This window comes from Stenotrophomonas sp. S39 (assembly GCF_016624665.1).
Classification (GTDB): domain Bacteria; phylum Pseudomonadota; class Gammaproteobacteria; order Xanthomonadales; family Xanthomonadaceae; genus Stenotrophomonas.
Window position 1 is genome coordinate 13,130 of sequence record NZ_JACVTT010000024.1, and the last position, 13,512, is coordinate 26,641.

The 13,512-nt window shown below is 70.2% G+C and carries 11 protein-coding genes; 6 read left to right on the forward strand and 5 right to left on the reverse strand.

The genetic code is table 11. The features are described from left to right. Positions 1–35: 35 nt before the first annotated feature. The gene (locus IAE41_RS08475; RefSeq protein ID WP_200732787.1) at positions 36–2,696 is read left to right on the forward strand and encodes a sensor histidine kinase KdpD; all 2,661 of its coding nucleotides are present in this window, start codon (positions 36–38) and stop codon (positions 2,694–2,696) included. Then, positions 2,677–3,390, forward strand: coding sequence for a response regulator transcription factor (locus IAE41_RS08480; protein ID WP_079224994.1), 714 nt, complete (start codon positions 2,677–2,679; stop codon positions 3,388–3,390). The genes IAE41_RS08475 and IAE41_RS08480 overlap by 20 nt, the downstream gene beginning before the upstream one ends. A 144-nt stretch (positions 3,391–3,534) precedes the next feature. Here the strand turns inward: IAE41_RS08480 and IAE41_RS08485 are convergent, their stop codons facing one another. The 3 genes from IAE41_RS08485 to coaBC are packed head-to-tail and all read right to left on the reverse strand — an operon-like array spanning position 3,535 to position 7,658. After that, positions 3,535–5,892 carry a phosphomannomutase/phosphoglucomutase gene (locus IAE41_RS08485; RefSeq protein WP_200732788.1) on the reverse strand — a complete coding sequence of 786 codons (2,358 nt, stop codon included), beginning with the start codon at positions 5,890–5,892 and terminating at the stop codon, positions 3,535–3,537. Positions 5,893–5,904: 12 nt separating this feature from the next. Continuing rightward, positions 5,905–6,393, reverse strand: a complete 489-nt coding sequence (gene dut / locus IAE41_RS08490; protein ID WP_079224983.1) for a dUTP diphosphatase — start codon at positions 6,391–6,393, stop codon at positions 5,905–5,907. Further along, positions 6,390–7,658, reverse strand: coding sequence for a bifunctional phosphopantothenoylcysteine decarboxylase/phosphopantothenate--cysteine ligase CoaBC (gene coaBC / locus IAE41_RS08495; protein WP_200732789.1), 1,269 nt, complete (start codon positions 7,656–7,658; stop codon positions 6,390–6,392). The genes dut and coaBC overlap by 4 nt, the downstream gene beginning before the upstream one ends. 227 nt (positions 7,659–7,885) lie before the next feature. Here coaBC and IAE41_RS08500 point away from each other — a divergent pair, with 227 nt between their 5' ends. The 4 genes from IAE41_RS08500 (at position 7,886) to IAE41_RS08515 (ending at position 12,009) form a co-directional block, all read left to right on the forward strand. Beyond that, positions 7,886–8,512 (forward strand): response regulator transcription factor, encoded by a 627-nt coding sequence (locus IAE41_RS08500; RefSeq protein WP_200732790.1) that lies wholly within the window; start codon positions 7,886–7,888, stop codon positions 8,510–8,512. Positions 8,513–8,582: 70 nt separating this feature from the next. After that, entirely contained in the window at positions 8,583–9,287 is a 705-nt protein-coding gene (gene radC, locus IAE41_RS08505) for a DNA repair protein RadC (protein ID WP_200732791.1), read from the forward strand. Positions 9,288–9,414: 127 nt separating this feature from the next. Beyond that, complete coding sequence (argS, locus tag IAE41_RS08510) at positions 9,415–11,103, forward strand: arginine--tRNA ligase (RefSeq protein WP_200732792.1); 1,689 nt, start codon at positions 9,415–9,417, stop codon at positions 11,101–11,103. A 21-nt stretch (positions 11,104–11,124) separates the two neighbouring features. Continuing rightward, positions 11,125–12,009, forward strand: a complete 885-nt coding sequence (locus tag IAE41_RS08515) for an SPOR domain-containing protein (protein ID WP_200732793.1) — start codon at positions 11,125–11,127, stop codon at positions 12,007–12,009. A 136-nt stretch (positions 12,010–12,145) separates the two neighbouring features. Here the strand turns inward: IAE41_RS08515 and IAE41_RS08520 are convergent, their stop codons facing one another. Together IAE41_RS08520 and IAE41_RS08525 are read right to left on the reverse strand one after the other, a co-directional pair. Then, entirely contained in the window at positions 12,146–12,898 is a 753-nt protein-coding gene (locus IAE41_RS08520) for an SDR family NAD(P)-dependent oxidoreductase (RefSeq protein WP_200732794.1), read from the reverse strand. 91 nt (positions 12,899–12,989) lie between these two features. Further along, on the reverse strand, positions 12,990–13,478 hold the full coding sequence (locus IAE41_RS08525) for a hypothetical protein (protein ID WP_200732795.1): 489 nt from the start codon (positions 13,476–13,478) through the stop codon (positions 12,990–12,992). Positions 13,479–13,512 lie beyond the last annotated feature (34 nt).

Here is a 13,512-nt window from a genome sequence, read left to right on the forward strand (position 1 = left end):
CGGCGCGCACAATGGCGGCCATGACAGCAGCTGCGATGAATGATGCACGTACCCGCCAGGCCGATGCCCTGGTGGAAGGCCTGCAGCGCGAAGCCGGCGGCAAGCTGACGGTGTTCCTCGGCGCGGCGCCGGGCGTGGGCAAGACCTACACCATGCTGACCCGCGCGCAGGAACAGCTGCGCCGGGGCGTGGACCTGGTGGTGGCGGTGGTGGAAACCCACGGCCGCGTCGATACCCAGGCCCTGCTGGAAGGCCTGCCGCAGCTGCCATTGAAGGGCGTGGCCTACCACGGCCATGCCCTGCAGGAAATGGACCTCGATGCGGTGCTGGAGCGCCATCCGGCGCTGGTGCTGGTGGACGAACTGGCCCATCGCAACGCGCCAGGCAGCCGCCATGAACGGCGCTGGCAGGACGTGATGGAACTGCTGGACGCCGGCATCGACGTCTGGACCACGGTCAACATCCAGCACCTGGAAAGCCTCAACGATGTGGTGATGCGCATCACCGGCGTGCGGGTGAGCGAGACCGTGCCCGACGGCGTGCTCGACCGCCTGCATGACATCGTGCTGGTGGACCTGCCGCCGCGTGAACTGATCGCGCGCCTGCAGCAGGGCAAGGTGTACGTGCCCGAACAGGCTGCGCAGGCGCTGCAGGCGTTCTTCTCGCCGGCCAACCTGACCGCGCTGCGCGAACTGGCGATGCAGGAGGCCGCCGACCGGGTCGACAGCAGCCTGCGCGAAACCCGCGCCGCACGCGGCGAAGGCAACCTGCCGTTGCGCCGCGGCGTGCTGGTGGCCATCGATGGCGGCGGCCAGAGCGAATACCTGGTGCGCGTGGCGCGGCGCATCGCCGAACGCCGCGATGCGCCGTGGACGGTGGTGACCGTGCAGGGCCGGCGCCAGGACGAGGCGACCCGGCGCGAGATCGATGCGGCCTTCGCGCTGGCCCGGCGGCTGGGCGGCGAAGCCGAACTGCTGCATGGCTCGAGCATCGCCGATGCCCTGCTGGACCATGCCGCGCACAACGGCGTGTCGACGCTGGTGCTGGGGCGGACCCGCGAGCGGCCGCTGGCACGGATGTTCAACCGCACCCTGACCCAGCAGCTGATCCAGCGCGGCGCGCACTACGAGATCACGATCATCAGCACGCCGCAGGCGCGTGCGCGCGCGCGCCGCGAAGGCCTGCTGCCACCGATGCGCGGCATCAGCCACGAGCCGCTGCAGGCACTGCTGGCCACGGCGCTGGCCTGCGGCGTGGCGTGGCTGGGCGAACGCTGGGTGGGGATGGCCGACCTGTCGATGGTGTTCATCGTGGCGGTGGTGCTGGTGGCCGCACGCACCCGTGCCAGCGTGGCGGTGATGGCGGCGATCCTGTGCTTCCTGGCCTACAACTTCCTGTTCATCGCGCCGCGCTTCACCTTCGCCATCGGCGCGCGGCAGGGCGTGATCACCGTCTTCCTGTTCCTGGCGGCCGCGCTGGTGGCCGGGCGCCTGGCCTCGCGCCTGCGCATGCAGGTGATCGCCCTGCGCGCGGCCAACCGGCATGCGCGCGCACGCCAGCAGCTGGGCCGGCAGCTGGCCAGTGCGGCCGGCAACGGCGAGGTGGCGCAGGCCGGCCGGCTGGCGTTGGAACAGGCCATGGACGTGCCGGCCTGGCTGCGGATCGGCGCTGACACCGCCACCGGCGGCGGCGCCCAGCCTGGCGACACCGACCTGGCCGCCGCCGACTGGGCCCTGCGCCATCGCCAGCCCAGCGGCCGCTTCACCGATACCCTGGCCGGCGCGCAGTGGTGGTTCCTGCCGCTGCTGGATGGCGAAGACCGCGCCGTCGGCGTAGCCGGGCTGTACCTGCCCGGTGCGCAGGCCCGCCTGCTGCCCGAGCAGCGCCAGCTGGCCGAGGCCATGGTCGACGACATCGCCCAGGCCGCGCTGCGCACGCAGCTGGTGGCCGAACTGGAACAGGCCCACGTGAGCAACGAGACCGAGCGGCTGCGTTCGGCCCTGCTCTCTTCGGTGTCGCACGACCTGCGCTCCCCGCTGGCGGCGATGATCGGTTCGGCCGACAGCCTGGCCAGCTATGGCACGGCGATGGACGCGGCCGACCGGCGTGCGCTGCTGGACACCATCCTGGTGGAAGGCGAGCGGCTGGACCGCTACATCCAGAACCTGCTGGACATGACCCGGCTGGGCCACGAAGGGCTGACCATCCACCGCGACTGGATCGGCGTGGACGAGCTGATCGGTTCGGCCGCGCGCCGCCTGCAGCGCTACCAGCCCAAGGTGCGGCTGGAACTGGATATCCCGGCCACGCTGGCGCCGATCTGGGTGCACCCGGCGCTGGTGGAACAGGCGGTGTTCAACGTGATGGAGAACGCGGCCAAGTTCTCGCCGCCCGATGCGCCGGTGCAGGTGCTGGCGCGCGAGCTGGATGGCCAGCTGCGCATCGACGTGATCGATGCCGGCCCCGGCATTCCCGATGACGAGCGCGCGCGCATCTTCGACATGTTCTACAGCGTCGAGCGCGGCGACCGCGGCCGCCACGGCACCGGCCTGGGCCTGACCATCTGCCAGGGCATGATCGGCGCCCATGGCGGCAGCGTGCAGGCGCTGCCGGGACGCGACGGTCGCGGTACCCTGATCCGCATCACCCTGCCCCTGCTCAAGCCAGCCGCCCACGATGAGCCCGACCCCGATTGATGCCAGCGTGCCAGCCGCGCGCGTGCTGGTGATCGACGATGAAACCCAGATCCGCCGGTTCCTGGACATCAGCCTGCGCGCGCAGGGCTACCAGGTGCGCCAGGCCGCCACGGGCCAGGAAGGCCTGGACATGGCCGCCAGCGAGGACATGGATCTGGTGATCCTGGATATCGGCCTGCCGGACATGGAAGGCCACGAGGTGCTGGCGCAGCTGCGGCAGTGGAGCCAGGTGCCGGTGATCATGCTGACCGTGCGCGCGGGCGAGCACGAGAAAGTGCGGGCGCTGGATACCGGCGCCAATGACTACGTGACCAAGCCGTTCGGCACGCAGGAACTGATGGCGCGGGTGCGGGCGCTGCTGCGCACCCGCAGCGTGCCCAGCGATGGCACCCCGCCGGTGTTCGACGATGGCCACCTGCACGTGGATCTGGTGCGCCGCGAGGTGGCGATCGACGGCGAGCCGGTGGCGCTGACCCGCAAGGAATACGCGCTGCTGTCACTGCTGCTGCGCAATGCCGGACGGGTGGTGACCCAGCCGCAGATCCTGCAGGAGATCTGGGGACCGACCCACCAGCAGGACACCCACTACCTGCGCATCCTGGTCGGCAAGCTGCGGCACAAGCTGGGTGATTCGGCGCTGGATTCGCGCTACCTGTTCACCGAGCCGGGGGTGGGGTTGAGGTTCAAGGGGTGAGGCGTGCCGACCAACGGTCGGCACCCACCACACCGGTAGATCCACGCCATGCGTGGATGAACACCCATCGAAGTGCCGACCAACGGTCGGCACCCACCAAAGCGGTCGGCACCCACCAGGACGGTGGGCACCCACCAATATCGGTCAGAAGCCCAGCGGGGTGTCGCCCAGCAGGCCCTGCAGCTGGCTGCGGAACAGCGCCTGGATGCGTTGCAATGCGCCCTCGTCGTTGCCTTCGAAGCGCAGCACCAGCACCGGCGTGGTGTTGGAGGCACGTACCAGGCCCCAGCCGTCGGGGTAGTCCACGCGCAGGCCGTCGATGGTCGACAGGCGGCCACCGGCATACGGGTTGTCCTCCGACTGCGCCGCGGCCACCAGCATCGCCACCAGCGCATGCGGCGTGCCCGACGCCACCGGCACCTTCAGTTCCGGCGTGGACACCATGTCCGGCAGTTCCTCCAGCACCTCGTGCGGGGTCTCTTCGCGCTGGGCGAGGATTTCCAGCAGGCGGGCGGCGGCGTACAGGCCATCGTCGAAACCGAACCAGCGCTCCTTGAAGAAGAAGTGGCCGCTCATCTCGCCAGCCAGCTCGGCATCGGTCTCGCGCATCTTCGCTTTCATCAGCGAATGCCCGGTCTTCCACATCAGCGGGCTGCCACCGTTGCGCAGCACGTGGTCGGACAGCTTGCCGGTGCATTTCACGTCGTAGATCACCATCGCGCCGGGGTTGCGCATCAGCACGTCGGCGGCGAACAGCATCAGCAGGCGGTCGGCGTAGATGATCTTGCCTTCGCCGGTGACCACGCCCAGGCGGTCACCATCACCATCGAAGGCCACGCCGAGGTCGGCACCGAAGCGCTTGACCGTCTGCACCAGGTCTTCCAAGTTGGCCGGTTCGCTGGGGTCGGGGTGGTGGTTGGGGAAGGTGCCGTCGACATCGCAGTACAGCGGGATGACCTCGGCGCCGATCGCTTCCAGCAGCTGCGGGGCGAACGCGCCGGCCACGCCGTTGCCGGCGTCGGCCACCACCTTCAACGGGCGGTCCAGCTGCACGTCGTCGGCAATGCGCTGGATGTAGTCAGCCGCGACCTCGCGCTGCTGGTAGTCGCCCGGCGCAGCAGCCTGTGCCAGGCGGCCTTCGCTGATGCGCTGGTAGAGGTCGGTGATCGCGTCGCCGGACAGCGTTTCGCCGCCGATGACCACCTTGAAGCCGTTGTACTCAGGCGGGTTGTGGCTGCCGGTCACCGCCACGCAGGTGCCCGTGCGCAGGTGGAAGGCAGCAAAATAGACCAGCGGCGTCGGCGCCAGGCCGATGTCGATGACCGAACAGCCGGCGCGGCGCAGGCCCTCGGCCAGGCTGGCCGACAGCTCCGGGCCGGACAGGCGGCCATCGCGACCGACCACCACCTCGCGCAGCCCCTGTTCGAGGGCGACGGTACCGATGGCCTGGCCGATCAGCGCGGCGTTGCGCGCGTTCAACTCGGTGCCCACCACGCCGCGGATGTCGTAGGCGCGGAAGATGCCGGCCGGCAGATCCACCGGCGGCGGCGGCGGCACGGCCGGCGGGGTGCCGGCTCCGGCATCGTCCGCATCGGCGGCGGGTACTGCCGGTGCAGCCATCTGCAGGCTTTCGCGCAGGGTCGGGCCGTGATCGGCCTCGGCCGCAGCAGCACGACGCGCCGGCAGCGGCAGCGACTTCGGCAGGCGGCCCCGGCCCACCACCAGCAGCACGGCGATGAAGGCCAGCAGCAGCGCCACGATGGCACTGGGCAGGGCGCCCAGGCCCAGCGGGCCCGGCTGGATGTTGGGTGCGCTGGCGGTCAGCCGCAGCGGGGTGCCCTTGATCGGCCGCGCCATTGCCTCGGCACTGTCGGACAGGCTGGTGTTGCCCTGGGCAACGATGTCATGCGCGCCCTGGCGCAGCGACAGGAACCCACTGGATGGCGTGCGCAGCTGGTCCAGCGGGCTGGTCAGGCGCAGCAGCGGCTGCCGTACATAGACCACGGCCGGGCCCAGCGAGCCCAGCTGCACCGGTGCCGCCAGGCCGAGGCGGTTGCCACCGCCATCACGGACCACGCGCAGCCCCGGCTTGCCGTCGGCCAGGACCGACTCCAGCAGCGCCAGGCGGGCATAACCGAAGGTCGCGGCATCGGCGTAGGCGTCGGCCAGTCCGGCCGTCAGCACGTCCACCTGCTCCACCCCGGACCAGCTTTCACGCAGGGCCTGCGCGGCACCGGCGGCGTCGCCGGCCTGCAGTGACTGCTGCACGCGGTCACCCTTGAGATGCTGCTGCAGCTGCTGCAACTGGCCGGATGCGGCCTGCTGCACGCCCTGCACCGCCTCGTCGCGTACCTGCGCCAGCGTGTCCCCGCTGGCCTGCTGACGCCACTGCTGCACCGCGCTCCAGCCGAACCAGCCGGCCAGCAACAACAGCGCTGCACCGAGCAACGGCGCGTTGCGCCCCAATGACTGCTTCTGCCGTCCTTCCCCGCTGCCGCTCATCAGTTTCCCCCGTCAACGCACCCCGGTATGGCCGAATCCACCCGTTCCCCGCACGCTGTCGGTGAAAGTATCCACCACCTGCAGGCTGACGCGGGCAATCGGTACGACAACCAGCTGGGCGATGCGGTCGCCCGGCTCGATGGTGAAGGCTTCGCGGCCGCGATTCCAGACGCTGATCAGCAGCGGGCCCTGGTAATCGGCATCGATCAGGCCGGTGCCGTTGCCCAGCACGATACCGTGGCGGTGGCCCAGGCCCGAGCGCGGCAGGATCACGGCGCACAGGTTCGGGTCGCCGATGTGGATGGCCAGGCCGCTGGGCACCAGCGCGGTGTCGCCCGGCTGCAGGGTCAGCGCGGTTTCCAGCGCCGCGCGCAGGTCCATGCCGGCGCTGGCTTCGGTGGCATAGGCCGGCAGCGGCCAGCTGTCGCCGAAACGCGGGTCGAGCAGCTTCACCTGCAATGCCTGCAGGGGGGCCACCGGGGTGGATGTTGCCTGGGTCATGCCTGGAGTCTCCGCGCGATCAGCGCCAGCAGTTGTTCGGCCAGCTCGCGCTTGGAGGTGGCCGGGAATACCTGTTCGCCGTCCTGCCAGAAGGCAGTGGCGGCATTGTTGTCGCTTTCAAAACCGCCGCCGCTGATGCCCACCTGGTTGGCGATCACCAGGTCCAGGCGCTTGTCGACCAGCTTGCCACGCGCGTACTTCTCCACGTCGTGGGTTTCGGCGGCGAAGCCGACCACCAGCTTCAGCGACTGGGTCTGTGCGGCAACCTCGGCCAGGATGTCCGGCGTGCGCACCAGCTCGATCACCAGCGACTGGCTGTCGGCGGTCTTCTTCAGCTTCTGTGCCGCCACCTGGCGCGGGGTGTAGTCGGACACCGCGGCCGCGCCGATATAGATGTCCGCTGGCAGCGCATCCAGCACGGCCTCGCGCATCTGCGCGGCCGAGCGCACGTCCACCCGCTGCACGCCCGGCGGGGTCGGCAGCTGCACCGGACCGCTGACCAGCACCACCTGGGCGCCGAGGGCGGCGGCGGCACCGGCCAGGGCGAAGCCCATCTTGCCGCTGCTGCGGTTGCCCACGTAGCGCACCGGGTCGATGTCTTCATAGGTCGGGCCGGCGCTGATCAGCAGGCGCAGGCCCTGCAGCGCGCGGGTTTCCGGCGCAGCGGGCCGGGCGGCCGGGGCGGTGCCGCCCAGGCTGGCCAGCGCGGCGACGATGTCGCCCGGCTCGGCCAGCCGGCCGGGACCGGATTCGCCCTCGGCCAGCGGCCCGTCGACCGGGCCGATGATCTGCGCGCCACGCTGGCGCAGCAGGGCGATGTTGGCCTGGGTGGCCGGGTGCAGCCACATGCGGTGGTTCATGGCCGGGCACACGGTGAGCGGCGCGGTGCTGGCCAGGCACAGGGTGCTGACCAGGTCATCGGCGTGGCCCTGGGCCAGGCGTGCCAGCAGATCGGCGGTGCCCGGCGCGACCACGATGCGGTCGGCCCAGCGCGCCAGTTCGATATGGCCCATGGCCTGTTCGGCGGCACTGTCCCACAGGGTGGTACGGGTGGGCTGGCCGGACAGGGCCTGGAAGCTGAGGGGGGTGACGAACTGCTGGGCACCGGCGGTCATCGCCACCTGGACCAGGGCCCCGGCGTCACGCAGGCGGCGGACCAGTTCCAGTGCCTTGTAGGCCGCGATCCCGCCGCCGACGCACAACAGCAGTTTCTGGCCTTCCAGCGCGCGGGCCGGCGCGGGGAGGGCGTTGGGGGAATCAGCCACCTGGAAATCCTGTGCAAACGAGGGCGCTAGCTTACCCGATGGCCGGTAACGTCCCGGTACACAACGCACATAGCGCGCAGCTATCAGCAGATGGAGCTGCGACTACTTCATTTTCCGAATTGTCGCGCTGAGGTTTCAGAACATTCCTATACCTGTAACGGGTGCGGCTTCCGCAGAATCAATGCTGGCCCCCTCGGGTGCGCCATCTGCTATCCGAGGAGCCCACCGTGCCACCGCGCATCATCATCGCCGACGACCATCCGGTCGTACTGCACGGCATCCGCATCGTGCTTGAACGCCACAACATGTGCGTGGCCGGTGCCGCCTCCGACGGAGCGGCATTGCTGGATCTGGTGGCCCGCCGACCCTGCCATGCGGTGCTGACCGACCTGGCGATGCCCGGCACCGGGCCCGATGGCCCCGAACTGCTGGGCACGCTGCGGCACCGCTACCCGGCATTGCCCGTGGTGGTGCTGACCAGCGCGCGCCATCCCGGCCTGCTGGATGGCCTGCTGCGCGACGGCGTGCAGGGGCTGATCGACAAGCGCGCCGATTTCGCCGAACTGCCACGGGCCCTGCGCGCCGCCATTGCCGGGCGCACGTTCGTTTCCAGGCAGCTGCGCCGCCTGCTGGAATCGCGCGACCTGCTGCTGCAGCGGGTGCCCTGCGCGCCGTCGGCACGCGAACAGGAGGTGCTGGACCTGCTGGGCGACGGGCTGAGCGTGAACGCCGTGGCCGAACACACCGGCCGCAGCGCCAAGACCATCAGCCGCCAGAAGGCCGAGGCCATGCGCAAGCTGGGCCTGGACAACAACCAGGAGCTGTACGACTACCTGCAGGCCCAGCGCGTTTGAGGCATCGACTGACCGCCGCGGGCGGCAAACGCCGATGGCTGGCGCGGGCGGGGGCAGCGACCATGTGGCCATGCCCATCCATGACTGGCCCATCGACGAACGCCCGCGCGAGAAGCTGCTGACGCGCGGCCCCACTGCCCTGTCCGATGCCGAACTGCTGGCCCTGTTCCTGGGCTCCGGCTTCGGTGGCCGCGATGCGGTGCAGACCGCGCGCGACCTGCTCGGCAGCCACGGCCCGCTGCGGGTGCTGCTGGACCGCCCCGCCGCCAAGCTGGCCCGCCTGCCCGGGCTGGGGCCGGCTCGCAGCTGCACGCTGGCGGCCGGCCTGGAGCTGGCCCACCGCTACCTGGCCGCCGAACTGGCCCACGGCGAGAGCGTGGGCGACAACCCGCTGGCGGTCGGCCGCTACCTGCAGCACCGGCTGCGCGGGCAGGCGCGTGAACTGTTCCTGGTGCTGTTCCTGGACAACCGGCACCGCCTGATCGCCTGCGAGGAACTGTTCGCCGGCACCATCAACACCGCCCCGGTCTACCCCCGGGATGTGGTGCGGCGGGCCCTGCTGCACAACGCCGCGGCGGTCATCCTCAGCCACAACCACCCCTCCGGCGACCCTGAACCCTCCGGCGCCGATGCACGCATCACCGAGGAGCTGCAGCAGGCCCTGGCCCTGGTCGATATCCGCCTGCTGGACCACTTCGTGATCGGCGAGGGGCGGCCGGTTTCATTTGCTGAACGCGGCCTCCTGCCGCAGCTGCAACCGCGCCTGTTCGGATGACGCCGGGGCCCGGGGCGCCCGGCCGGCGGAGGCCGCGCGCGTTCACATGGGCAGGCCCCGGTCAGCGTACGCGCCGGCATCTGCGCTAAAATGGGCGATTCCGCCGCTCATTCTCACAGCAGGCCTCGTGAAAAATCTCCTCCGCGCCCTGATCAGCCAAGGCATCGAAGCCTTGCGCGCCAACGGCACCCTGCCCGCCGACTCCCTGCCGCCGGACTTCGTGGTCGAGCGCCCGAAGACCCGCGACCACGGCGACTTCGCCACCAATGCCGCCATGCTGCTGGCCAAGGCCGCGCGCAGCAACCCGCGCGCACTGGCCCAGGCGCTGGTTGAAGCGCTGCCGCGCAGCGAGGACGTCAGCAAGGTCGAGATCGCCGGCCCCGGCTTCATCAACTTCCACCTGGCCCCGGCCGCGTACCAGCGCGAAGCCGCCTCGGTCATCAAGGAAGCCCACGACTACGGCCGCAACCTGTCCGGCAATGGCCGCACGGTGGGCGTGGAGTACGTGTCGGCCAACCCGACCGGTCCGCTGCATGTCGGCCACGGCCGCGCGGCGGCGATCGGCGACTGCGTGGCCCGCGTGCTCGATGCCAACGGCTGGAACGCCAAGCGCGAGTTCTACTACAACGATGCCGGCGTGCAGATCGAGAATCTGGCGCTGTCCGTGCAGGCCCGCATCAAGGGCATCGCACCGGACCAGGACGGCTGGCCGGAAGGCGGCTACCGCGGTGAGTACATCGCCGACGTCGCCCGTGCCTACCTGGCCGGCGCCAGCGTGGACCTGGAAGGCACCATGGTGGTCGGCGCCAAGGATCCGGACGACCTGACCGCGATCCGCCGCTTCGCCGTGGCCTACCTGCGCAACGAGCAGAACCTGGACCTGGCTGCGTTCGGCGTCGACTTCGACATCTACTTCCTGGAAAGCTCGCTGTACGCCGACGGCAAGGTCGCCGAAGCGGTGGCCAAGCTGCAGGCCTCGGGCCACACCTACGAGGAAGGCGGCGCGCTGTGGCTGCGCAGCACCGACTTCGGTGACGACAAGGACCGCGTGATGCGCAAGTCCGATGGCACCTTCACCTACTTCGTGCCGGACGTGGCCTACCACCTGTCCAAGTGGCAGCGCGGCTACGAGCGCGCGATCACCGAGCTGGGCGCCGACCACCACGGTTCGCTGGCGCGCGTGCGTGCCGGCCTGCAGGCCATGGAAGTGGGCATCCCGCAGGGCTGGCCGGAATACGTGCTGCACCAGATGGTCACCGTCATGCGTGGCGGCGAGGAAGTGAAGCTGTCCAAGCGTGCCGGCAGCTACTTCACCCTGCGCGACCTGATCGACGAAGCCGGCCGCGATGCGACCCGCTGGTTCCTGATCGCGCGCAAGCCCGATTCGCAGCTGACCTTCGACATCGACCTGGCCCGCCAGCAGAGCAACGACAACCCGGTGTTCTACGTGCAGTACGCGCATGCCCGCGTCTGCAGCCTGCTGCGCCAGGCGCAGGAGAAGGGCCTGGTGTACGACCAGGGCAACGGCCTGGGCAACCTCGGCCGCCTGGCCGACGACGCCTCGCTGCTGCTGATGAACGAGATCTCGCGGTACCCGGAAGTGGTGGAAGCGGCTGGCGTGGCGCTCGAACCGCACCTGGTGGCGCAGTACCTGCGTGAATTGGCGCACGCCTTCCACACGTGGTATCACGGGACGCCGGTGCTGGTGGACAACGCCACCGACCGCAATGCCAAGCTGACCCTGGCCTGCGCCGCGCGCCAGGTACTGGCCAATGGCCTCGACCTCCTGGGCGTCAGCGCCCCGGAAAAAATGTAAGTCTCAGGAGACGCAGTACACATGGCAGCACGACGCGGCAAAAGCCAGGCACGACGCAACAGCAGCAGCCAGGGCACACCCGGATGGGTGTGGCTGGTCGCGGGCGTGGCGATTGCTGCGGTGGTGTTCCTGGCGGCGCCGAACCTGTTCAAGGGCGAAGGCGATGGCTTCCTGCGCGCGGGACCGCAGCCGAACCCGAACGCGCAGCCGGCCCCGGTTGCCGATGCCGACAGCGATGTCGGCAGCCAGCCGGTGGAAGCACCGGCCACGCCGAAGCCGGCCGAACCGGCCAAGCCTGCAGCCACCCAGTACGACTTCTACACCCTGCTGCCGGGCAAGGAAGTGGAAATGTCCGACGCCGAACTGGCCGCCAGCACGCGCGCCGAGGAACTGCGCCGGGCCAAGGCCGAGGCGCAGCGCGCGCAGGCCGCACTGGAAGGCAAGCCGGTTCCGGCGGCTGCGGCTGCGGCACCGGCGGCGCCCCCCAGCGTGGCCACCGCCACCCCGGCCACCCCTGCCGCACGCCCGCTGCCGGCACCGCTGAGCGAACGCCCGGCCACGCCGTCGGCATCGGCGGCGGCACCGGCCAGCACCAGCACCGCTGCGACCACGCCGGCCGCACGTGCAGAGGCCGCGCAGGCGGCCGCTGCCGCACCGGCCGCTGCCGCCGACAACGCGCGCTACATCCTGCAGGCCGGCGCCTTCGGGGCGTCCGGCGATGCCGAAGCGACCAAGGCCAAGCTGGCGATGATGGGCCTGGCGGCACGGGTGGAATCGGCGCAGATCAACGGCAAGACCGTGTACCGCGTGCGCATGGGGCCCTACGGCAGCGCCGGCGAGCTGTCCGAAGCCAAGCAGAAGCTGGATGGCACCGGGCTGCAGGCGATGGCGATCAAGGCGCAGTGACGTTCTGCGGGACCGCATGAAGAAAGCCGGGCATTGCCCGGCTTTTTTTTGCTTCGGTAGAGCCGAGCCCATGCTCGGCTGCATTCAACGGCAGCCGAGCGTGGGCTCGGCTCTACAAGAAGCGATACGACGCCGGTCAGCCTTCGCGGGCGACCTGGAAGCCGGCGAACGACTGGCTGACCGGCATCAGTTCCAGGCGATTGATGTTCAGGTGCGCCGGCAGGGATGCCACCCAGAAGATCTGCTCGGCGATGTCCTCGGCGGTCATCGGGTTGGCGCCGGTATACAGCTTGTCCGAGGCGGCCTGGTCGCCATGGGTGCGGACCACGGTGAATTCGGTTTCGGCCATGCCCGGCTCGATCGTGGTCACGCGCACGCCGGTGCCGTGCAGGTCCGAGCGCAGCCCCAGCGAGAACTGGCTGACGAAGGCCTTGGTGCCGCCGTAGGCGTTGCCGCCCGGGTACGGGTATACGCCGGCCACCGAGGAAATGTTGATGATCGCGCCCTTGCGCTCGACCAGCAGCGGCAGCAGGCGGTGGGTCAGGGTCACCAGGGCGGTGATGTTGGTGTCGATCATGGTGGTCCAGTCCGACAGCTTGGCGTTCTGCGCCGGCGCCGTGCCCTGGGCCAGGCCGGCGTTGTTCACCAGCAGGTCGATATCGCCGAAGGCCGGCGGCAGCGCCAGCAGGGCGGCTTCCATCGCCACCGGGTCACGCACATCGAACACAGCAGCGTGCACCACGTCCTTGCCATAGCGCTCGACCAGCGGCTGCAGGCGTTCGCCACGGCGGCCGGTGGCGATCACCTTCCACCCAGCCTGGGCGAAGCGATGGACGGCGGCGGCGCCGAAGCCGGAGGTGGCGCCGGTAATCAGGACGGTGCGGGTCATGCAGACAACTCCGTGGGGAACCAGACCCCCATTCTGGCACCGTCGACCGATGCCTGCGTTGCCGGATCAGGCCGGGGTGCCCAGCCCGGGATCAGCGCAGGCGGAACACGCGTGCCTTGGGCAGGTCTTCGTCCACCTGCAGGAACCAGCGCCCGGCGATGCCCGGGATCACTTCGATCTGCGGTGCCTGCAGGGTCCTGCGCAGCTTCATCTGGCCCTTCATCACCTGCCACTGCTGGCCATTGTCGAGGGTGAAGACGGTGCCGGGTTCCCAGCCGGCGACATCGCCCACCACCCGCGCCGTGACCGGGCCTTCTTCCAGGCCCAGGTGCATGGCGGCCGGGGCCGGAACGTTTGCCGGCAGGGGCGCCGCCGGTCGGGTGGCCAGGGCTGCGGGGGCCGGCGCTGCGGTTTCCGCCTCGCGCATCACCCGGTTCAGCGCCTGCAGCTGTGCCGGGCTCAGCCCAACTTCGGCCAACTGGGCCGCGCTGAGGCGCTGTTCGACCGGCACGAAGCGGTCCTGGGCGGTGGCGGCGAAGCTGCTGGCAACCAGCAGGGCGGACAGGAGGAACCGGCGCATCGGCGAAGTCTCAGCGGAAGTGCGCACACTTTGC